This is a genomic window from Myxococcus sp. MH1, from assembly GCF_059738865.1.
The window spans coordinates 7727351-7744880 of record NZ_AP026947.1 but is presented as its reverse complement, the minus strand read 5'-3'; the positions used below and the strand labels follow the sequence as shown (position 1 = coordinate 7744880).

The following is a 17530-nucleotide window of genomic DNA, read 5'->3' as shown; positions in this document are numbered from 1 at the left end:
TGCGCTACAGGCGGACCTGGAGCTCGTAGCGGCGGTTCTTCGCCTTCTTCGCCTCGGTGTTGTCCGGCTTCACCAGGGGACGGTCGGAGCCGAGGCCCACGGCGACGATTTCACCGCGGGGGATGCCCCGGGCGACCAGCTCCTTGACGATGACCTCCGCGCGCTGCTCGCTGAGCTTCTTGTTCTTCGCCGCGTCGCCCGTCGAGTCGGTGTGGCCGGAGACCTCGAACTTGTAGCTCTTCACCCCGCCGGCGGTGAGCTGCTTCTTGGCGTCGATGAGGGCGTTGGTCAGCTTCTTGAGCTTGTCCTCGCAGCCGGCGGCCAGCTCCGCGGTGCCCGTCTTGAAGCTGCACTGGTTCTTCTGGCCCTCCTCGAGGAGCTTGGCGTTGACGCGCTTCTCGACGGTGGACTTGCCCGCGTCACCCGCGGCCTTCTTGAGGTTGTCGAAGGGGCTCTGCGCGGCGGCCACACCCGGGAGGGCCAACAGCGACACGGCGATGCACAACGCCTTGAGCTTCATACGGTGAGACTCCTTGGGTTCCGCTGGAGGAGGGAACCGGGCGCAGGCTGCCCAGGGCACGCGCGTCCGTCCAGCGTCACGAGGCCCGGCGAGCGACCCGGGCGCCGTCCGCTCGCCGGGTGGGACAATGGCGCCGTGCCCACCCGTCCCATGAAACTTGCCTCCGCGTACGGGCGGAGCAGCATGCTCCCGTCGTCCTTCTCCAAGGGACGGCAGCGAGGCACTTTCAGTGGGCGGCAGCAGTCGGACGGAGCGGTGGCAGCGGTTCTTGTCGGGGCACCGGGTGGGCTCGGAGCCGAAGCCCGTGGAGGCGCGGGTGGAGAAGGCGCCCGCGGGTGAGGTGTCCCTGCCGCTGGATGAGCGCACGCCGTTCGACGTCGACTACGACCGCATCGTCTTCTCCAGCGAGTTCCGTTGCCTGCACGACAAGACGCAGGTCTTCCCGCTGTCGACGAGCGACTACACGCGCACGCGGTTGACCCACAGCATCGAGGCGTCGTGTGTGGGGCGCTCGTTGGGACAGCTGGCGGGGCTGGGGCTGAAGTCGCAGGGGGTGAAGGTGGAGCCCTCGCACCTGGGGACCATCGTCGCGGCGGCGTGCCTGGCGCACGACATCGGCAACCCGCCTTTCGGCCACTCGGGCGAGGCGGCCATCCAGCATTGGGTGTCGCAGCGGTTGGCGAAGCCGGGTGAGACGCTCGCGGGCAAGCCGAGCCCCTTCACGAAGGCGGAGGAGTGGAGGGATTTGGAGAGCTTCGAGGGCAACGCGCAGGGCTTTCGCATCCTCAACCGGCTCCAGTCGCGCGAGCGGCGGGGCGGGCTGCGCTACACCGCGGCGACGCTGGGGGCGATGAGCAAGTACCCTCGGCCGTCGGTGCTCCCAGGCGGACGCGAGGCGAACAAGGCGCGCGTGTCGGAGAAGAAGTTCGGTTACTTCCAGGACGACCACGTGCTGGCGCTGGAGACCTACCGTGCCGCGGGGCTGCCCGAGCGCGAGGAGGGCGTCTTCTCCCGCCACCCGCTGGCCTTCCTCGTCGAGGCGGCGGACGACATCTGCTACGCGGTCATCGACCTGGAGGACTCCGCGAAGCTGGGGCTGGTGCCGATGGATGTGGCCTGTGAGCTGTTGGACCAGGTGCTGCCTCCCCCGGAGAAGTCGACGCGATTGCCACCCGCGCACCTGGAGACGCGCCTGGCGCAGGCGCGCGCGCGGGTGATTGGCGTGCTCATCCAGGCGAGCGTCCGCGTGTTCCTGGAGCACGTGGAGCAGATGGAGGAGGGCGAGTGGGAGAAGCCGCTCGTCTCCGCTCGAGAGGACATCCGTGGGCCGCTCGACGCCATCAAGAAGCTGACGCGTCGCAAGGGCTACGAGAGCGAGCGCGTGCTGCAGATCGAGAGCGCCGGCTTCAAGACGCTCGGCGGCCTGCTGGACATGTTCGCGCAGGCGGTGGTGACGGACACGCCCAACCGGGAGGAGAAGAAGCTGCGGCAGCTGCTGCCCCTGGAGCTGTTCCAGCGGCCGGACAAGCCGCTGACCAGCGAGGACATCGGTGACGCGCTCGCGCGGCTGTCCATGTACCAGCGGCTCTTGTGCGTCACGGACTACATCTCGGGGATGACGGACGGCTTCGCGGTGGCGCTGTACCAGCGGCTGTCCGGCATCAAGCTGCCGACCTAGCGGGGTGCCCGGTGTCGCTCAGGCGTGCAGCCCTTCCGAAGGAGCGCTCGTGCGCGCCTGCCGTCCCCGTCGCTCCATCAGGGCGAGCGAGTCGTCGATGGCCAGGATGTTCCCCGACGGGTCCCTGAACCACGCCGACTTGAAGTCGCCCATGGTCGCGATGCCGTTCTTCGTCTGGATGCCCATCTCGGGGATGTCGTATTCCTCGAGCTTCACGCCCGCCTGTCGCAGCTCGTCCACGGTGGCCTCCACGTCCTCCACGGCGAAGGAGCACGCGGTGGCGGTGGAGCCGGACGGTGACGAGCGCTCGTAGACGAGGAGGAAGGACTCACCGCCCACGCGGTACATGGCCGCGCCCTCCTCGGAGATCTCCTTGACCTCGTCGAACCCGAGCACCTCGCCGTAGAAGCGCCGGGCCGCCTTCAGGTCCGTCACCGCCAGCGTGGGCACCGCCTTCGTTCTTCCCAGTCCCATGTGTCAGTCCTCCTCGGAGGACAAGTGGGCACCGGCCGGGCGACTCGCAAGCGAGGGTGCGTCGCGGCTGCCGCCTCCTGGCTCGCGTGGATGGACATGGGTGGCGCGGTGCGACTCCGCTAGACTCGGGGCACCGTGACGCCGATGGAAGAGACACCTGCCCCCCTGTGGCGGCGAGCGCTGGGGCTCGTCGCGGTCTGGAGCGTGCCGGGGACGCTGTCCGCGCTGGAGACGTACTTCTTCAGCCTGTCGTCGCCCCGGCCGATAGAACCGTGGCGCGCGTTCCTGTCGCAGCTTCCCGGCTGGTATGTGTGGGTGCCCGCCACGCCGTGGGTGTTCGCGCTGACGCGGCGGCTGCGGCTGGGGCGGCCGTTCCGCGCGGGGGCCTGGGCGGGGCACGTGCTGGCGTGCCTGGGCGTGAGCGGGCTGTTCGCGCTCGTGTACACGGTGTGCCAGCGGGCCTTCGGCGCGGGAATGGGAGGCGCGTCCTTCGGGGTGATGCTGACGCGCTATGCGCTGGGCTGGTTGCCGATGATGGCGATGACGTACGTCGCGACGGTGGGGGTGGCGCAGTCACTCGCGGCCCGGCGGCGTGAGCGTGAGCGCGAGCGGCAGGCCGCGGCGCTCGCCGTCGAGCTGGCGGAGGCCCGGCTCCAGGCGCTCCAGGTGCAGCTCCATCCGCATTTCCTGTTCAACACCCTGAACGCCATCGTCGTGCTGGTGCGGGATGGGGAGAAGGACACGGCCGCGAGGATGCTGGTGCTGCTGGGGGACATCCTGCGCCGGCTGCTCCAGCAGGGCGCGACGCAGGAGGTGTCCCTCCGGGACGAGCTGTCGGTGCTGGAGCGGTACCTGGAGATACAGCGGCTGCGCTTCCAGGACCGGCTGCGGGTGGACTGGGATGTGGACGAGGCGTTGATGGACGCGCGGGTGCCGCACCTGGTGCTCCAGCCGTTGGTGGAGAACGCCATCCGGCACGGTGTGTCGGCCCGCACGGCGGCGGGAGCGCTGTGCATCCGGGCCCGGCGCCACGGCGAGGCGCTGGAGCTGATGGTGGCGGATGACGGTCCGGGGTTGCCTGTCGGCTTCGATGTGGAGCGAAGCCCGGGTATCGGGCTGTCCAACACCCGGGCGCGGCTGTCCCAGCTCTACGGGGCGGCGGGGCGAGTCAGCGTGGCGGCGGCGCCGGAGGGCGTGGGGACCGTGGCCACGGTGTGGCTGCCCTTCCAGCGCGAGGACGCTCCTTCAGGGCGGGGGGCCGCGCATGGCTGAGCTCAGTGTCCTCCCCATGGGCAGCGGAGGCATGAACGCCGTTTCTGAAACGCGGCCGCGCGTCGTTGGGCACAGCGTCCTCCCGAGAAGGAGCGTTGGCATGGGCACGGCGCCAGGGGACGGGGGCGCGCATCGCGGGGCCATGGTCTTCGGAGCGGAGATTTCGCGTGGCTGAGCTCGCCGTCCTCCTGGTGGATGACGAGCCGCTCGCCCGACGTGGCCTCCGGCAGGCCCTGTCGCGGCATCCGGACGTGACGGTGTGCGGCGAGTGCCGCGACGGGCGCGAGGCGGTGGACGCCATCCACGCGCTGAAGCCCGCGCTGGTGCTGCTCGACGTGCAGATGCCGGAGCTGGATGGCTTCGGGGTCATCCGCGAGGTGGGCGTGACACGGATGCCCGCGGTCATCTTCATCACCGCGTTCGACTCCTTCGCCGTGCGCGCCTTCGACATGCACGCGGTGGACTACCTGGTGAAGCCCTTCGCGGACGAACGCTTCGACGAGGCGCTGAGCCGGGCGCGGCAACGACTGCGCCAGGACGAGGCCTTGGCGTTGGGACGAAAGCTCGCGGCCCTGCTCGCGGACACGGGGCACGCTCCTCCCAAGGAGGACGACACTCCGCCACAGGACGAGCACCCGAGCCGACTGGTGGTGAAGGTGGGGGCGCGCTCGGTGCTCGTGCCGGTGTCGGACATCGACTGGATTGGCGCGGACGACTACTGCGTCACGCTGCACGTGGGCGACAAGGAGCACGTGCTGCGCGAGAGCCTGGCGTCACTGGAGGCCCGGCTCGACGGGGAGCGCTTCGTGCGCATCCATCGCTCGGTCATCGTCAACGTGGAGCGCATCCGCGAGCTGCATCACGACTCGGCGACGGAACTCGTGGTGGTGCTGAGCACCGGCCAGCGCCTGCGGGTCAGCCGGAGTCGACGCGAGGAACTGGAGCGCAGGCTCGGACGGGCTCGCTAGGCGTCCCGTCGATACGCGGGAGGAATCTGCTCTCCTTCGAGTGTCACCCGCGTCCCGATATCCCGCTCGCCGAAGAGGATGAGCCGGATGACGTCGTTGAAGTCCCTCAACCGGATGTAGAGGATCCACGTCTCATCCAGGAGCCACCAGTCGCCCTCCGCCGTCACGAAGAGGATGGCGAAGTCGCTCGTGGCCACATCCGTCGATGCCATCCGCCGCATCGCTCGCGCCGAACTCCAGGTGGCGATGGTCGACCCCGCGCACGTCGAGCCCGTCCATGAACGACATCACGGCCTGGGCGTAGTCGTGGACCTGGTAGCCCAGGCCCTCCAGCTCCGCGCACACGGTGTCGATGGGCACCGTGCGCGACTGGAGGACACCGCGCTGCTGGAGGAAGCCCCGGACCTTGGGTTCGAGGACTCCCATCCACGGCGGAGTGAACAGCATCGTGTCGTTCATGGCGGATGCGCCCCCGTGCGTTCTTCGCCATCCTCGCACACGCGCCTCACTTCAGGGCTTCACCTCGGAGACCACGGCGTTCTGCTTCTCCACCGCGGCCGCGAGCGCGGACACGTCCGTGGCGCCCAGGTGCATGCCGAAGACACGGGCCACCTCCAGCCGCTCACGCGCGATGACCTCCATCGTCTCGGAGACCTGCTGCACGTTGAAGAAAGTCCCGTCCGGGCGAGGCTGGACCAGGTCGCTGGTGTAGAGCAGCCGGTGCTCGGGAAGCGCGACGAAGAGCATCCGCTCCCCGGTCTCCGTGCGCACGGGGACCAGCTCCAACCGGTTCCTCCCGGCGCCGAGCTTCACGCGTTGCCCCACGTTGACCAGCGAGGCGGCCCGAGGCGCACGGGCGAGCGCGTCCGGCGCGAGGGTCCGAGGCGCCGTGAGCACCCCCTGCAGGAGCGGCCGGTTGAGGTCCAGCACGTGAAGCGGGATGCCGCGCGCGGCGTACTCCCGGACCCCGCCCACGTGAGGCCATGCATCGCTCGTGGACACCACCGCCTTCACCTTGACGCCCGGGAAGCGACGCTGGGCCTCCTCCAGGATTCGCGCCGAGTAGCCCGAGGAGATGGGCGCCTCGATGATGACGAGCCCATCGTCCTGCTTCACCAGCGTGACATCCCACGCGCCAGGCAGATGCACGACGCCCGGCGCCAGCTCGACGGCCGGACGGTCGGGGCGACCCAGCGGCAGGTCATCCGCGGTCATCCGCCCCCGCGCCGCGAAGCCCTTCTTCACGTCCTCGGGAATGGCGAAGTCCTCCTCGGAGACCTTCGGAGCCAGCTCCAGCCGCGTCACGGTGAAGCTGTGGTAGGCCTGCCCCTTGCGCTCCCACTCCCAGTGGCGCGGATGGCGCAGCCCGCCCGGCTCCAGGGACCACGCCTGGAAGAACAACCGCGTCGTCACATCACCCCAGACACTCCAGAAGAAGTCCGACGGGTGCGCGTCCAGCGTCTCCACCATCGTGGGCAGCCGCGTCCGCGCGTTGAGATACAGCTTCACCCGCGCGTGGCCATGGCGGAACGCCACCACGTGGTGCGGCACGTCCTGCAGCCGGGTGTCCGCCAGCGCGCGCAGCTCCGGCGCGGCCAGCGCGGTGAAGAGAATGCGCTCGGGCGCGAAGTCGAGCCGCTCGTTCAGGTCCTGCAACTGGGCCCCTCCCGCGGGACGTCGCTGACCGCCGCGCTCCATCATCACCACACCGTCGGACAGCACCATCGTCGCGCCCTGCCAGTCCTCGAGCCCCGGGGAGCCACGGCCCTCGGTCTTCATCCGCAGCCGACGCTGTCGCAGGTCGCGCACCTCGTCGACCTGCTCGTAGCTGACGAGCCACGGTGGGGCAGGGCGCTCGGACTGCTCCATCAGGTTCCAGTGGCCGATGCCCTGGATGCGCAGCGCGGAGAGGGCCTGGAGCTTCGCTTCGCCCCCCATGGCCTCCAGCGAGGCCCGCAGGTGGGCACGCGCGGCGTCCTCGGCCGCGAGGGCGGAGGACGCGAGGAACAGGCCGAGGAGCACGAGCAGCGGAGTGGTTCGTCTCATGCCCCCAGGATGCCGAGGCGCCCGTGGGCTCCCGGTGCCGTTGCAGCCAATGGCGGGACGGGCGCGGCGAAGTGCGCGCCCGGAGCGGCGAGTGGTGGAGCGCCGGGCTCAGTCGCCCGCGACCGCGAGCTGCCAGTCCCCGTCCTTGTCGATGCCGACGCGCAGGCCCAGGTAGCTGCCCAGCTCCTTGCGCATGCTCTCGAGGTCGGCCTTCGGGTAGACGCCGGCGAGCATCTTCACGTCCTTCTCCGTCTTGAAGCCGGTGATGTGCACGGAGGGCCAGTAGTAGAGGTCTCCCTCCTGGGCGTAGGGCAGCTCCAGCACCTGGACGATGCGCGCGAGGGTAGGCTCGCCCTTCGCCTCCTCCTGCTTCCAGAACGCCACCGCGTCCTCGTCGGGGCCGAAGCTGAAGCGCACGCTCTTGCCCTTCTCGTCCACCAGCCTGCCCAGCTCCGCGTAGTCACACGCCCGCGCGGCGGCGATGATGCGGGTGCGCATGCTCTCCACGGCGGGAGGCAGGGGCGGCTTCGGCGCGGCCTTCGTGGAGGCCTTCAGCTTCGCCGCGGAGCAGTCCGTGCCACCCGAGGCCCGCGCGAGCTCTCCTGCGTCACCCGGGCCCGCGTCATGCGTGCCCGCGTCGGCCAGGTCCACCGCGCCCCCCGCCGTACCGGGAGCGACGGGAGGGGAGTCGGGGACGACAGGCTGGGAGGGTGCCACCGCCGAGGCGGGAGCCCCCGCGTCCAGGGGCCCGGCGGGAGTGGCGGTGCGCTCGGTGCAGGCGACGAGCGAGGCGGCGACGCAGACGGACAGGCGGGTCAGGCGGGTCATGGCCCGCGTATGTAGTTCAAGCCCCCCGGCCCGTGTCGCCCCGATGCGCTTCTTCTGGTGACTCGAGGACGAACGTTCATTCCCGGGCCCCGCGCGCACCGCCGGACGGCGAGCGAGCGCCGGTGCCACGCATGAGTTGCTTGGGTCCGCCTCCGGACGAGGTGATACTCCCCACCCATGTGCGGCCGTGTCACCGTTCGGACCTCTCCTGATCAGCTCGTGGTGGAGCTGGGCCTCGCCGGCATTCGCATGGCGGTGGACCGCCCCCGCTTCAACCTGGCGCCCACGCAGCTGATGCCCGTGGTGCCCAATGACGGAGCGCGGATGCTGGACGCCTTCCGCTGGGGGCTCATCCCCTCGTGGGCGAAGGACGCGAGCATCGGCAACAAGCTCATCAACGCGCGCGGGGAGACGGTGGCGGAGAAGCCCAGCTTCCGCAGCGCGCTCAAGCGCCGTCGCTGCCTGGTGCTGGTGGATGGCTGGTTCGAGTGGAAGCAGTCCACGAAGCCGAAGACGCCCTTCTACTTCCACCGCGCGGACGGCAAGCCCCTGGCGCTCGCGGGGCTGTGGGAGGAGTGGACGGCGCAGGACACCGGCGAGGTGCTGCGCACCTGCACCATCATCACCACCAGCCCCAACGCGTTGATGGCGCCCATCCACGACCGGATGCCCGTCATCCTGCCGCCCCCGGCCCAGGAGGTGTGGCTGCGCCCCGAGCCCCAGGAGTCCTCCGTCCTGCTGCCCCTGCTGGTGCCCGTGGCGGACGACGGCCTGGACGCCTACGAGGTGGCGCGCGTGGTCAACTCCCCCACGAACGACGTGCCTGCCTGCGTGGAGCGGGTGGCCGCGTAGCCGCGGGAAAATAAATCCCCTGTCGAAATGCGCGGGCTCCGTTCGTTCGCCTCCTGAAGTCGAACACATCGGAGGATTCGCGATGAAGGACCGGGGTCGGGAAGGTCTCAGCCGCCGTTTCATCCTGGGGGCCGGGGCCGCGTGTGTCGCGAGTCTTGGACTCTCTTGCCGGGGACACGCCATGAACACGAAGCCGCAGCAGGGTGGCTACGCCACCGTCGACGACCTGAAGGTCTATTTCGAGGTCCACGGAGGCTCGCTCGAAGGAGGCAAGACGCCGCTCGTCCTGCTGCCGGGCGGAATGCTGGCCATCGAGACGGCCTTCACGAAGGACCTGCTCCCGCGCTTCGCCCGGAGCCGCCCCGTCATCGCCATGGAGATGCAGGGGCATGGCCACACGGGAGACAGGCCGGGCCCCATCCAGCTGGAGCGCATGGTGAAGGACGTCGTGGGCGTGCTCGCGCACCTCGGCGTGAAGCGGGCCCACCTGCTGGGCCACAGCCTGGGCGGGATGATCGCCACGGGCGTGTGCGTCCACCATCCCGAGGTCGTGGCCAGCGCCACGCTCCTGAGCGTCACGTACACGCTCGAGGGCATGCTGCCCGAGCTGGTGAAGATGCAGCGAGACCCGACGCACGTGCCCTCGCCCGAGCTGATTCCGCTCCTTCCCACCGAGGCGGACTTCGTGTCGTGGAAGGCGAACTTCGACAAGTACAACCCGGACCCGTCCAGCTTCGAGTCCGTGCTGGCCCGACTGAACACCCTGCTGACCGAGTGGAAGGGCTGGAGCACGGCGCAGCTCAACGGCATTCGCGCGCCGGTGCTGCTCGCGCTCGGCGACAACGACTTCACCCGCCTGGAGCACGCGGCGGAGATGTACCGCCTCATCCCCGGCTCGAAGCTGGCCGTGCTGCCCAACACCACGCACATGAACATCATCGAGCGCGGTGCCTGGCTGGAGCCCATGGTCCAGGAGCTCATTTCGCGCGCGGAAGGCGCCTGAGCGGAGGCGTCCGCCCGCGCCGCGCCGTCCCTGTCGACGCGCGGCGCGAGCCTGCGACTACTGGAGGTTCGGCGGCCCCGCGTCCGGAGTGCCCGAGTCCGACGCTCCCGCATCGGAGGTGCCGGCATCGGACGGGATGAAGATCGTCGTCTTGGAGCAGCCCCCGTCGCAGAAGCCGCAGTTGAGCTGCGAGCATCCCGTCGGAACGGCGACGCAACCCGTGGGAGGAGGGCACCCGTTCCCGCCCGTGCAGGTCCCCGTGCAGATGATGGTCCCCTCGCCTCCGGGAATCACGACGGGAGGCACGTTCGAGGCCGAGTGCGAGGCGGTGGGAAACTCCACGCGGACGGAGAGGGTGGAGATTCTCTTCCCGTCCTCCTCGTGGTTTCGCGCGGCCCCGAGCGGCGTCAGCACCGCGCCCTCCAACTGCCGGGCGACGTCGGGCGGCGTGTTGTCGACGAAGGCGCACGCCGGTGCATCCGTGGACGCGGCGGCCTCTATTCGAGACGCCGCCTTGGGCTCGTCACCACAGGCCCAGAGTGCCGCCACCGCCAGGACCACCGCCACCACGACACGATGCAAGGGATTGAGAGAGGTCATGGTCCCGAGTCTGGCTGGGACGCCCCGTGCGGCTGACGTCCTCGGGACGGATGTCCAAGCCCCGACACTCAGCCCCGGCTCGGACTCCAGTCCCGCGCCAATCTTCCCATCCCGCCGTTCCTCCTCCTGCGTATCCGCACCTCCCCTCGTGAGACATGAAAGGCTCCAAACGAAGGATTCCATGACAGGCGTTCATTCCATGCCTCGCCACGAAACAGGCCGGGCATTGCACCAACCAAGAGGGGCATTGCATGAACGAGCAGCGAAGGTCGTCGCGTGGCTGGCGTCTGGGCTCGGTGTCGGGAGTGATGCTGGGCGCGCTGGCGTGCGGAGGTGTCGCGGAGCCCGAGGTCGCCGCCCCCGAGGCCACGGGAAGCACGGCGCTGGTTGAGCGCGTGCGGGACACGGCGGAGCTGGCCCGGATGAAGGCCTACGCCGAGTCGCTCTATGACGAGAAGGACGTGGTGCATCGCTTCACCAGTCGCGGCGGCGAGGCCATCGACTGCGTGCCGCTGTACGCGCAGCCCGCGCTGCGTCAGCCGGGCATGGAGAACCACCGCATCCAACTGGCGCCGGGCACCGAGCCCATCGCGCGTCCGGAGCGGCCGGTGGCGCCGGGGGACTCGCTCGCGGCGAAGTGGCGCGCCGAGCCCGCGACGCTGGAGGGCCGCGCGGACGAGCTGGACGCCACGGGCGCGCGCAGGCGCTGCCCGGAAGGCAGCGTGCCCATCGTCAAGGTGACGCTCGACACGCTCAAGCGCTTCGAGTCGCTGGACGACTTCCGCCGCAAGATTCCCAGCCACCTGACGGGCAACGTCTCCGTGGAGACGGGCAAGCGGCGCTCCGAGCAGGCGCCCACGCCGTCCCTGCGCGCGGGCCCCACGGACCTGCACCAGTACGCGCACACGTCCCAGTGGGTGAACAACATGGGCGCGGAGGCCATCTTCAACCTGTGGAGCCCGTACACGGAGCTGAGCAGCGAGTTCAGCCTGTCGCAGATGTGGGTGGTGCGCGGCTCGGGCGCGTCGCTGGAGACGGTGGAGGTCGGCTGGCAGCGCTATCGCGACCTCTACGGTGATGACCGCGCGCGCCTCTTCATCTACTTCACGCCGGACAACTACGGCAGCGGGGGTTGCTACAACCTGAGCTGTGGTGCGTTCGTGCAGACGAACACGTCCGTCTTCATCGGCGGAGGCTTCGACAACTACAGCGTCGCCGGTGGCGCCCAGTACGAGTTCAAGTTGATGTGGTACAAGGACGGCACCACGGGCGCCTGGTGGCTGAAGTTCCAGGACACGTGGGTGGGCTACTACCCGCGCGCGCGCTTCGACGCGGCGGGCCTGGCGGACCGGGCGGACGTCATCGATTTCGGCGGCGAAATCATCGACAACCGCAACCTCAACCTCCACACGTCCACGGACATGGGCAGCGGCGCGTACCCGGGCGCGGGCTGGAGCCACGCCGCGTACACCCGCAACATCCTCTATGTGGACACGGGCAATGTCTATCGTGAGCCCACCTCGCTGAGCGCGTGGCGCAACGACAGCAACTGCTACGACATCAGCCAGTCCAGCAACCCGGGCGGCTGGGGCCGGTACTTCTACTTCGGAGGCCCCGGCTACAACGGCAACTGCACGTAGCCCACGTCGTCAGCGCCGGGTGGGAGGCGGGGTCAGCTGCTCCCCGCCCGGGCTGGCTCAGGACGCGCGCTTGGGGGCGCGCAAATCGGTAATCGGCAGCGGGTGGCGGGTGCCCTGGGGCGAGACGAGGGCCGCGGCGAGGACGAAGTCCTGGCCCATGCGCAGCTCCAGGGTGGTGGGCCCCTTGTGCGTGGTGCGCCAGTCCAGGTCGATGCGCACGGTGCCGAGCAGCTCTCGGTCCACGGTGGTGGTGTCGAGCGACTCGAACAGGGCGACGGAGATGGGGCCGGGGATGAGGGGCAGCTCCAGCGTCACGGACTTCGTCGCGGGCACGGGGGTGTTGGCGGGGATGACCTCGTGCTGGGCGCCGCCGGGCACCATGATGCCGATGGGCATGGGCACCACGTCCGACAGGCCCGTGATTCCGCGCGCCAGGTTGCGCCCGAGGATGGCCGCGCCCACCGCCACGCCCAGCTCCGGGTTGACCTCCTTGTCGGAGGACAGCCGCTTGAAGTGGGAGAAGCGCTGCCGGATGACGGGCATGCGCGTCTGGCCGCCCACCAGCACCAGCTCGTCGATGTGCTCCGCCTTGAGCCTGGCGCGCTCCAGCACGTCGTCGCACGCGGACGCGGTGCGCTCGATGAGCTGGAACACCATCTCCTCCAACTGCTTGCGCGTCAGCGTGTAGTCGAAGTCGATGAACCCGCCGTCCTTCTGCGCGATGCAGGGGACGCGGAGCACCGTGGACTCGCGCGTGCTGAGCGCCATCTTCGCGGACTCGGCGGCGAAGACCAGCCGCTGCATCACCACCTGGTTGCCGCGCAGGTCCAACCCGTGCTGGCGCTGGAAGTCCGCCACCAGCAGCTCCACGATGCGCTCGTCGAAGTTGGCGCCGCCCAGGAACGCGTCGCCGCCCGTCGCGAGCACCTTCACCACCCGGTTCTGCACCGCGAGCAGCGTGGCGTCGAACGTGCCGCCGCCCAGGTCGAAAACCATCACCGTCTGCTCGGGGTTGCGCAGGTTGGCGTAGTAGAGCGCCGCCGCCGTCGGCTCGTTGATGATGGCGCGCACGTTGAGGCCGCACATCTCGGCGGCCTGCCGCACCGCCTCGCGCTGGCGGATGCTCGCGTGCGCGGGCACCGTGAGCACGCACTCCTTGAAGGGCTCGCCGGCCGTGTGCGTGGCCAGGGTGAGGATCTGCTTGATGACCAGGTGGGTGACGTCCGTCAGCGACGTCTGCTTGCCGTACATCGTCACCGCGGTGTACCCGTCCGGCGCCTCCACCAGCTCGAAGGCGTACTTGTCCTTGTGCTGGGTGACGTACTCGGACTGGTAGCGACGGCCCAGGAAGCGCTTGGCACCGAACACGGTGTGCCGCGGGTCGTCGATGATCTGCCGCCGGGCCGCGTGGCCGACGATGGCCTTGTCCGCCGCGTGGAACCACACCACCGAGGGCAGCGTGAAGCTCTTGTCCGTCACCGGCACCAGCCGCAGCTTGCCCGCCTTGTCGAAGAAGGCCGCCGACGTGTTGGTGGTCCCGAAGTCGATTCCGAGGATGGGGGCCGTACTCATGCGCCCCGGAGTCTCCCATGTCTGGCCCGGCGGTTCAGCTCCGAGATTCCAGGGATTCGGAGTCGCGGTTCACCCGCCTACACGTGCTCCATCACCATGACGGCGACGGTGTGGGGGGCGAGGGCCTCGTAGAGGTGGGGCACGTCGCCGGGGAAGGTGGCGTAGTCGCCCGGGGCCAGCTCCACCGGGTGGTCCGAGGGGCCCGCGCGCAGCCGACCCTTGCTGACGATGAGGTGCTCGACGCTGCCGGGGATGTGGGCCTGGGCGTGGCGGGCGGAGCCGGGCTCCAGGGTGATGACGTAGAGGTCCCGTCGTGCGCCGGGCGGGCAGGCGGACAGCATGATGCCGGTGAAGTGGGCCTGCTCGGAGCGGATGGCGGCGCCCTCGCCCGCGCGGATGACGCGCACCTCACGAGCGGGCGGGTCCACCAGCCGGCTGAAGGGCACCCCCAGCGCCACGGCCAGGGCCCAGAGCGTCTCGATGCTCGGGTTGCCGGCGCCCGACTCCAGCTGCGACAGCGTGGACTTGGAGATGTCCGCGCGGCGCGCGAGCTCCGACAGGGACATGTCCGCGCGCTCACGCTCCCGGCGCAGGGCAACGGCGATGGCGTCCAGCGGACGAGGGGGCTTGGGTGTTCGTTTTACCGGCATGGTCGTTCTTATTGACGAACGGGCGGCTTCTGTCCAGATTGAGATGCATGGCGAACGTGGACCGGGTGTTGGTGCGGGACGTGGGGGCGGTGGCGCTGGCGTCGGGCGTGGTGGGGGTGTCGTTCGGGGCGCTGGCGGTGGCGGCGGGGATGTCGGTGTGGATGGCGCTGTTCATGTCGGTGGTGGTGTTCGCGGGCGGCGCGCAGTTCGTGGTGGTGGGGATGGTGGCGGCGGGGGGCAGTCCGGCGGCGGCGGTGGTCGCGGGGCTGTTGCTCAACGCGCGGCATCTGCCCTTCGGGTTGGCGGTGGCGGACCTGTTGGGGAAGCGGTGGTCCACGCGGCTGCTGGGCGCGCACCTGATGGTGGACGAGTCGGTGGCCTTCGCCCTGTCCCAGCGGGAGCCGGGACGGCGTCGGGCGGCCTACTGGTTGTGCGGCGGCATGTTGTTCGTGGGGTGGAACACGGGCGTGGTGCTGGGCGGCTGGGCGGGGCGCGTGGTGGGCAGCTCCGAGTCGCTGGGGCTCGACGCGGCGTTCCCCGCGTGCATGGTCGCGCTGCTGTTGCCCTCGCTGTTGCCGCCCCGGGAGCAGGACGCGGAGGCGGGCGCGAGGGAGCGGGCGGCGAAGGCGCGCCAGGTGGCGCTGGTGGGCGCGCTCATCGCGTTGGTGCTGACGCCGTGGCTGCCCATGGGGCTGCCGGTGATTCTGTCGATTCTCGCCGTGGGAGTGGCGCTGCGATGACCTTGCTGCCGATTCTGGTGCTGGCCCTGGGGACGTATGGCTTTCGCGTGGCGGGGCCGCTGTTGAGCGAGCGGCTGAAGCTGTCGGCGCGGGTGCAGGAGCGGATGGCGCTGGCGACCATCGCGATGCTGGCGGCGCTCGTGGCCACGTCGACGCTGCTGGCACAGGGAGGCCTCGCCGGGTGGGCCCGGCCGACGGGGGTGCTCGTCGGCGCGGTGCTCGCGTGTCTGCGGCTGCCCTTCATCGCGGTGGTGGTGGCCGCGGCGGCGACCGCGGCGGGGCTGCGCCTGCTCGGCGTGCCGTGAGCACTTCGAGCAGGGCCGAGGTCAGCCGTGCTCGAAGCGCGTGAGGTTCAGGGACAGGTGCTCTGGTTGTAGGTCTTGGGGTAGGGCGTCAGGCTGCCCTCGAAGACGGGCGCCGCGCGCAACGTCGAGGGCGGGATTCCTTCGGGCGCTGCGTGTATTTCTTCACGTCCCGGTCGGCGGATGTCGACGCTCCGCGAGGCGTGATAACCGCGATGGATGCGAATGAATCAGCGGTGGCTCGAGGTGACGCTCCTGGCGACGGCGCTGTGTCTGTGTGCCTGCGGCTCCAGTGACTCGAAGGACGATGCGGGCAGCCCGGATGCCGGCGGTGGTGACGCGGGGACGCCGGACGCGGGCACCCCGGACGCGGGGCCCGAGGTGCCCGCCTTCGAGCAGGGGGACGGTGTCTCTCGCGAGTCCGCCGTGGTGGGGGGCGTCGACGTGGACCGCTACACGTGGACGGACTCGAAGGGGCGCCCGAGGACGTTGTCGCTGAAGCGGCAGACCGCCGCGGGCAATGGCGGGTACGCGGTCCAGATGACCTATCAGGTCGCCGCGGGCGCCGACTGGCGCACGGTGACGGTGGATGGCACGGGCGGCGGCGAGCGCGGCTTCGGCTACTTCGTGGGCCATGAGCTGTACCGCCAGTTCGACAACGGCGCGTCCGGCACCATCGCGGGGCTGAACGGCGAGGACGACTCGCCGCTCGGGTATGGCTTCGCGGTGCGGGGTGTCCCCTCGTCCATCCTCCCGGCGAGCACCTCCGCCAGCCACACCTTCACGACGACCTATCCGAAGTGGGGCACCCGGGTGGCCATGGCGGACGTCACCGCGGCGACGCCGGCCGCCACCGCGTCCCACCAGAAGTTCCTGGTGCCGCTCACCCTGCGCTGGGTCTTCCAGAAGGGCGTCGACTTCCCGCGCCTGGACATCCGGCTGGACCTGGGCGAGGCGACGGCGGGGCAGCTCTCGTTCGACATGCGAGGCCCCTACGGTGTCGTCGAGTTCGCGGACGCCGACCCGCAGGCGCCGCTGAGCAACGTGCAGTGGGGCGACACGCGCAACCACTTCACCACGCAGGCACCGGTGGCGGGTGTGCTGACCACCCAGGCGAACTGGACGTGGAACGAGCCCATCGGCGCCACGCGCAAGTACCACGCGCTGCTCGCGCGCCACTCGGGCACGGGCGTGTTGTACGAGCTGGGCCTGGTCGAGCTGAAGCTGGGCCAGGACGCGGGGCTGGTCTACGGCGGCTACAGCACCAACAACGGCGCGACGAAGGCCGCCACGGGGCGGGCGCTGCTGAGCGACGGCTTCTCCGCGGGCGAGTGGCCGTTCCAGTCCGCGCAGTACAGCGGGCTCAACGCGGCCACGGGCGTGACGGGCAAGAAGTTCGCCTGGGGCTCCAGCCCGTTCTACGGCTCGGCGTTCACCTCGGTGTACTTCAACAACGACTTCAGCACGGCCATCGACGCCTTCCCCGCGAGCAAGGCGCTGCTCTACCGGACGTGTCTGGTGATGGGCGTGTCCCCGTTCACCGACGCGAGCCGCAAGTCCTTGACGCGTCAGGTGGCGGAGAGCGCGTCGCCGAGCTGCGCGACGGCCGACCCGCTCTGAGCCGTCACTCCAGGGCCCCTGCCTCGCGTGGGCAGGGGGCCGTCACGCGCGTCTCATGGGGGGACGACACGCCCCAGGATGTCTGGGCACCGAGGCAATCCCTGCCGCGCCATCCCACCAGGAGGGTGCGGCCCTCGTCCGCGTAGAACTGGAGGCGCTCGCTCTGGCCGGACGCCAGGAGTGCTCGTCGCGGGGCGCGGGGGGCCTCGGGGGGCGCTTCCACGAGGAGCCGCTCGAACACCGAGCGATGGACGTTCCATTGCTGCGAGGGGTGCGGCTGACATTCCGGGTGGAGGCGGATGCGCGCCCCTCCCACGGGCTCCGGCGCCCCCTCCACGCATTCCCCCGTCGCGGCGCTCTTCAGCTGGATGCCCCGGAACCCCGGAGGCGGAGGGGCGCCGGGTGTCTCGAACGGGGTGATGACCCATTGCTGCTCGAGACTGTCATCACAGGGCGCGGAGACCAGACGTCGCCCGCGAGCACCCAGACAGAAACTTCCATTCCGGATGCGCTCCCGGTGGGCCTGGGTTCCCCGCACCGGCTCGAATTCCCAGTCGAGCCCCGAGGCATGACAAGGCGCGGCGCTGACATTGCCGCCGGGAGTCCCGATGGCTGGCTTCATGCAGTATTGCTGTTGTTGTTGATGCAGGACTGTCAGGGGGCTCACATCCGCGGGGACAGACGCGCAGAGCGCCAAGGTCGCACTCCGGGCGACAACGCGAATCGTCACGCGACCACGGGGGTGATTGCGCACGGCTCCTCCAC

Annotated in this window: 19 protein-coding genes; 9 read left to right on the top strand and 10 right to left on the bottom strand. The window is 70.1% G+C overall.

Going from position 1 to position 17530, the window contains the following annotated elements; genetic code table 11:
• Nucleotides 1–4: 4 nt before the first annotated feature.
• A complete protein-coding gene (locus AC6JA9_RS30340) occupies nucleotides 5–520 on the bottom strand; it encodes an OmpA family protein (protein WP_141325585.1) in 516 nt (171 codons plus the stop codon).
• Between the two features lie 283 nt (nucleotides 521–803).
• On the opposite strand from AC6JA9_RS30340, the gene dgt reads away from it, so the two are divergent.
• Nucleotides 804–2198, top strand: coding sequence for a dGTP triphosphohydrolase (gene dgt, locus AC6JA9_RS30335; RefSeq protein WP_141325604.1), 1395 nt, complete (start codon nucleotides 804–806; stop codon nucleotides 2196–2198).
• An 18-nt stretch (nucleotides 2199–2216) separates the two neighbouring features.
• Here dgt and AC6JA9_RS30330 read toward each other — a convergent pair whose 3' ends face one another.
• A complete protein-coding gene (locus AC6JA9_RS30330; protein WP_223782005.1) occupies nucleotides 2217–2672 on the bottom strand; it encodes a VOC family protein in 456 nt (151 codons plus the stop codon).
• A 144-nt stretch (nucleotides 2673–2816) separates the two neighbouring features.
• On the opposite strand from AC6JA9_RS30330, the gene AC6JA9_RS30325 reads away from it, so the two are divergent.
• Nucleotides 2817–3944, top strand: coding sequence for a sensor histidine kinase (locus tag AC6JA9_RS30325; RefSeq protein WP_497958233.1), 1128 nt, complete (start codon nucleotides 2817–2819; stop codon nucleotides 3942–3944).
• Between the two features lie 167 nt (nucleotides 3945–4111).
• Nucleotides 4112–4912 carry a LytR/AlgR family response regulator transcription factor gene (locus tag AC6JA9_RS30320; RefSeq protein ID WP_426745585.1) on the top strand — a complete coding sequence of 267 codons (801 nt, stop codon included), beginning with the start codon at nucleotides 4112–4114 and terminating at the stop codon, nucleotides 4910–4912.
• On the opposite strand, the gene AC6JA9_RS30315 is transcribed toward AC6JA9_RS30320, so the two are convergent.
• The 4 genes from AC6JA9_RS30315 to AC6JA9_RS30300 all read right to left on the bottom strand — a co-directional run bounded on the left by AC6JA9_RS30315 (nucleotide 4909) and on the right by AC6JA9_RS30300 (nucleotide 7786).
• Nucleotides 4909–5109: a hypothetical protein gene (locus AC6JA9_RS30315; RefSeq protein WP_497958232.1), complete on the bottom strand. Its 201-nt coding sequence runs from the start codon at nucleotides 5107–5109 to the stop codon at nucleotides 4909–4911. The genes AC6JA9_RS30320 and AC6JA9_RS30315 overlap by 4 nt on opposite strands.
• Nucleotides 5045–5371 carry a hypothetical protein gene (locus tag AC6JA9_RS30310; RefSeq protein ID WP_426745587.1) on the bottom strand — a complete coding sequence of 109 codons (327 nt, stop codon included), beginning with the start codon at nucleotides 5369–5371 and terminating at the stop codon, nucleotides 5045–5047. The genes AC6JA9_RS30315 and AC6JA9_RS30310 overlap by 65 nt, the downstream gene beginning before the upstream one ends.
• 51 nt (nucleotides 5372–5422) lie before the next feature.
• Complete coding sequence (locus AC6JA9_RS30305) at nucleotides 5423–6958, bottom strand: MBL fold metallo-hydrolase (RefSeq protein ID WP_497958231.1); 1536 nt, start codon at nucleotides 6956–6958, stop codon at nucleotides 5423–5425.
• A gap of 108 nt (nucleotides 6959–7066) precedes the next feature.
• Nucleotides 7067–7786 (bottom strand): hypothetical protein, encoded by a 720-nt coding sequence (locus tag AC6JA9_RS30300; protein WP_497958230.1) that lies wholly within the window; start codon nucleotides 7784–7786, stop codon nucleotides 7067–7069.
• Nucleotides 7787–7963: 177 nt separating this feature from the next.
• On the opposite strand from AC6JA9_RS30300, the gene AC6JA9_RS30295 reads away from it, so the two are divergent.
• On the top strand, nucleotides 7964–8638 hold the full coding sequence (locus AC6JA9_RS30295) for an SOS response-associated peptidase (protein ID WP_074955898.1): 675 nt from the start codon (nucleotides 7964–7966) through the stop codon (nucleotides 8636–8638).
• A gap of 181 nt (nucleotides 8639–8819) precedes the next feature.
• Complete coding sequence (locus tag AC6JA9_RS30290) at nucleotides 8820–9641, top strand: alpha/beta fold hydrolase (RefSeq protein WP_497958229.1); 822 nt, start codon at nucleotides 8820–8822, stop codon at nucleotides 9639–9641.
• A 57-nt stretch (nucleotides 9642–9698) separates the two neighbouring features.
• Here the strand turns inward: AC6JA9_RS30290 and AC6JA9_RS30285 are convergent, their stop codons facing one another.
• Entirely contained in the window at nucleotides 9699–10241 is a 543-nt protein-coding gene (locus tag AC6JA9_RS30285) for a hypothetical protein (protein ID WP_267700124.1), read from the bottom strand.
• 251 nt (nucleotides 10242–10492) lie between these two features.
• Here AC6JA9_RS30285 and AC6JA9_RS30280 point away from each other — a divergent pair, with 251 nt between their 5' ends.
• Entirely contained in the window at nucleotides 10493–11881 is a 1389-nt protein-coding gene (locus AC6JA9_RS30280; RefSeq protein WP_497958228.1) for a neprosin family prolyl endopeptidase, read from the top strand.
• 57 nt (nucleotides 11882–11938) lie between these two features.
• Here AC6JA9_RS30280 and AC6JA9_RS30275 read toward each other — a convergent pair whose 3' ends face one another.
• Nucleotides 11939–13453 (bottom strand): Hsp70 family protein, encoded by a 1515-nt coding sequence (locus AC6JA9_RS30275; protein WP_497958227.1) that lies wholly within the window; start codon nucleotides 13451–13453, stop codon nucleotides 11939–11941.
• Between the two features lie 77 nt (nucleotides 13454–13530).
• Complete coding sequence (locus AC6JA9_RS30270) at nucleotides 13531–14103, bottom strand: helix-turn-helix domain-containing protein (RefSeq protein ID WP_223782011.1); 573 nt, start codon at nucleotides 14101–14103, stop codon at nucleotides 13531–13533.
• A gap of 47 nt (nucleotides 14104–14150) precedes the next feature.
• On the opposite strand from AC6JA9_RS30270, the gene AC6JA9_RS30265 reads away from it, so the two are divergent.
• The 3 genes from AC6JA9_RS30265 to AC6JA9_RS30255 all read left to right on the top strand — a co-directional run bounded on the left by AC6JA9_RS30265 (nucleotide 14151) and on the right by AC6JA9_RS30255 (nucleotide 16765).
• Nucleotides 14151–14843, top strand: a complete 693-nt coding sequence (locus AC6JA9_RS30265; protein ID WP_223745490.1) for an AzlC family ABC transporter permease — start codon at nucleotides 14151–14153, stop codon at nucleotides 14841–14843.
• Nucleotides 14840–15148 (top strand): AzlD domain-containing protein, encoded by a 309-nt coding sequence (locus AC6JA9_RS30260; protein WP_141330903.1) that lies wholly within the window; start codon nucleotides 14840–14842, stop codon nucleotides 15146–15148. Before AC6JA9_RS30265 ends, AC6JA9_RS30260 begins: the two co-directional genes overlap by 4 nt.
• Nucleotides 15149–15370: 222 nt before the next feature.
• Nucleotides 15371–16765 carry a hypothetical protein gene (locus AC6JA9_RS30255; RefSeq protein WP_426745591.1) on the top strand — a complete coding sequence of 465 codons (1395 nt, stop codon included), beginning with the start codon at nucleotides 15371–15373 and terminating at the stop codon, nucleotides 16763–16765.
• Between the two features lie 4 nt (nucleotides 16766–16769).
• On the opposite strand, the gene AC6JA9_RS30250 is transcribed toward AC6JA9_RS30255, so the two are convergent.
• Entirely contained in the window at nucleotides 16770–17387 is a 618-nt protein-coding gene (locus tag AC6JA9_RS30250) for a DUF6289 family protein (RefSeq protein WP_223745493.1), read from the bottom strand.
• Nucleotides 17388–17530 lie beyond the last annotated feature (143 nt).

Bases quoted from the DNA above. Each gene is read 5' to 3' on its own strand.
- AC6JA9_RS30340 (WP_141325585.1), bottom strand. From the start codon at position 520: ATGAAGCTCAAGGCGTTGTGCATCGCCGTGTCGCTGTTGGCCCTCCCG.
- AC6JA9_RS30330 (WP_223782005.1), bottom strand. From the start codon at position 2,672: ATGGGACTGGGAAGAACGAAGGCGGTGCCCACGCTGGCGGTGACGGAC.
- AC6JA9_RS30325 (WP_497958233.1), top strand. From the start codon at position 2,817: ATGGAAGAGACACCTGCCCCCCTGTGGCGGCGAGCGCTGGGGCTCGTC.
- AC6JA9_RS30310 (WP_426745587.1), bottom strand. From the start codon at position 5,371: ATGAACGACACGATGCTGTTCACTCCGCCGTGGATGGGAGTCCTCGAA.
- AC6JA9_RS30305 (WP_497958231.1), bottom strand. From the start codon at position 6,958: ATGAGACGAACCACTCCGCTGCTCGTGCTCCTCGGCCTGTTCCTCGCG.
- AC6JA9_RS30300 (WP_497958230.1), bottom strand. From the start codon at position 7,786: ATGACCCGCCTGACCCGCCTGTCCGTCTGCGTCGCCGCCTCGCTCGTC.
- AC6JA9_RS30295 (WP_074955898.1), top strand. From the start codon at position 7,964: ATGTGCGGCCGTGTCACCGTTCGGACCTCTCCTGATCAGCTCGTGGTG.
- AC6JA9_RS30290 (WP_497958229.1), top strand. From the start codon at position 8,820: ATGAACACGAAGCCGCAGCAGGGTGGCTACGCCACCGTCGACGACCTG.
- AC6JA9_RS30285 (WP_267700124.1), bottom strand. From the start codon at position 10,241: ATGACCTCTCTCAATCCCTTGCATCGTGTCGTGGTGGCGGTGGTCCTG.
- AC6JA9_RS30280 (WP_497958228.1), top strand. From the start codon at position 10,493: ATGAACGAGCAGCGAAGGTCGTCGCGTGGCTGGCGTCTGGGCTCGGTG.
- AC6JA9_RS30275 (WP_497958227.1), bottom strand. From the start codon at position 13,453: ATGAGTACGGCCCCCATCCTCGGAATCGACTTCGGGACCACCAACACG.
- AC6JA9_RS30270 (WP_223782011.1), bottom strand. From the start codon at position 14,103: ATGCCGGTAAAACGAACACCCAAGCCCCCTCGTCCGCTGGACGCCATC.
- AC6JA9_RS30265 (WP_223745490.1), top strand. From the start codon at position 14,151: ATGGCGAACGTGGACCGGGTGTTGGTGCGGGACGTGGGGGCGGTGGCG.
- AC6JA9_RS30260 (WP_141330903.1), top strand. From the start codon at position 14,840: ATGACCTTGCTGCCGATTCTGGTGCTGGCCCTGGGGACGTATGGCTTT.
- AC6JA9_RS30255 (WP_426745591.1), top strand. From the start codon at position 15,371: ATGAATCAGCGGTGGCTCGAGGTGACGCTCCTGGCGACGGCGCTGTGT.
- AC6JA9_RS30250 (WP_223745493.1), bottom strand. From the start codon at position 17,387: ATGAAGCCAGCCATCGGGACTCCCGGCGGCAATGTCAGCGCCGCGCCT.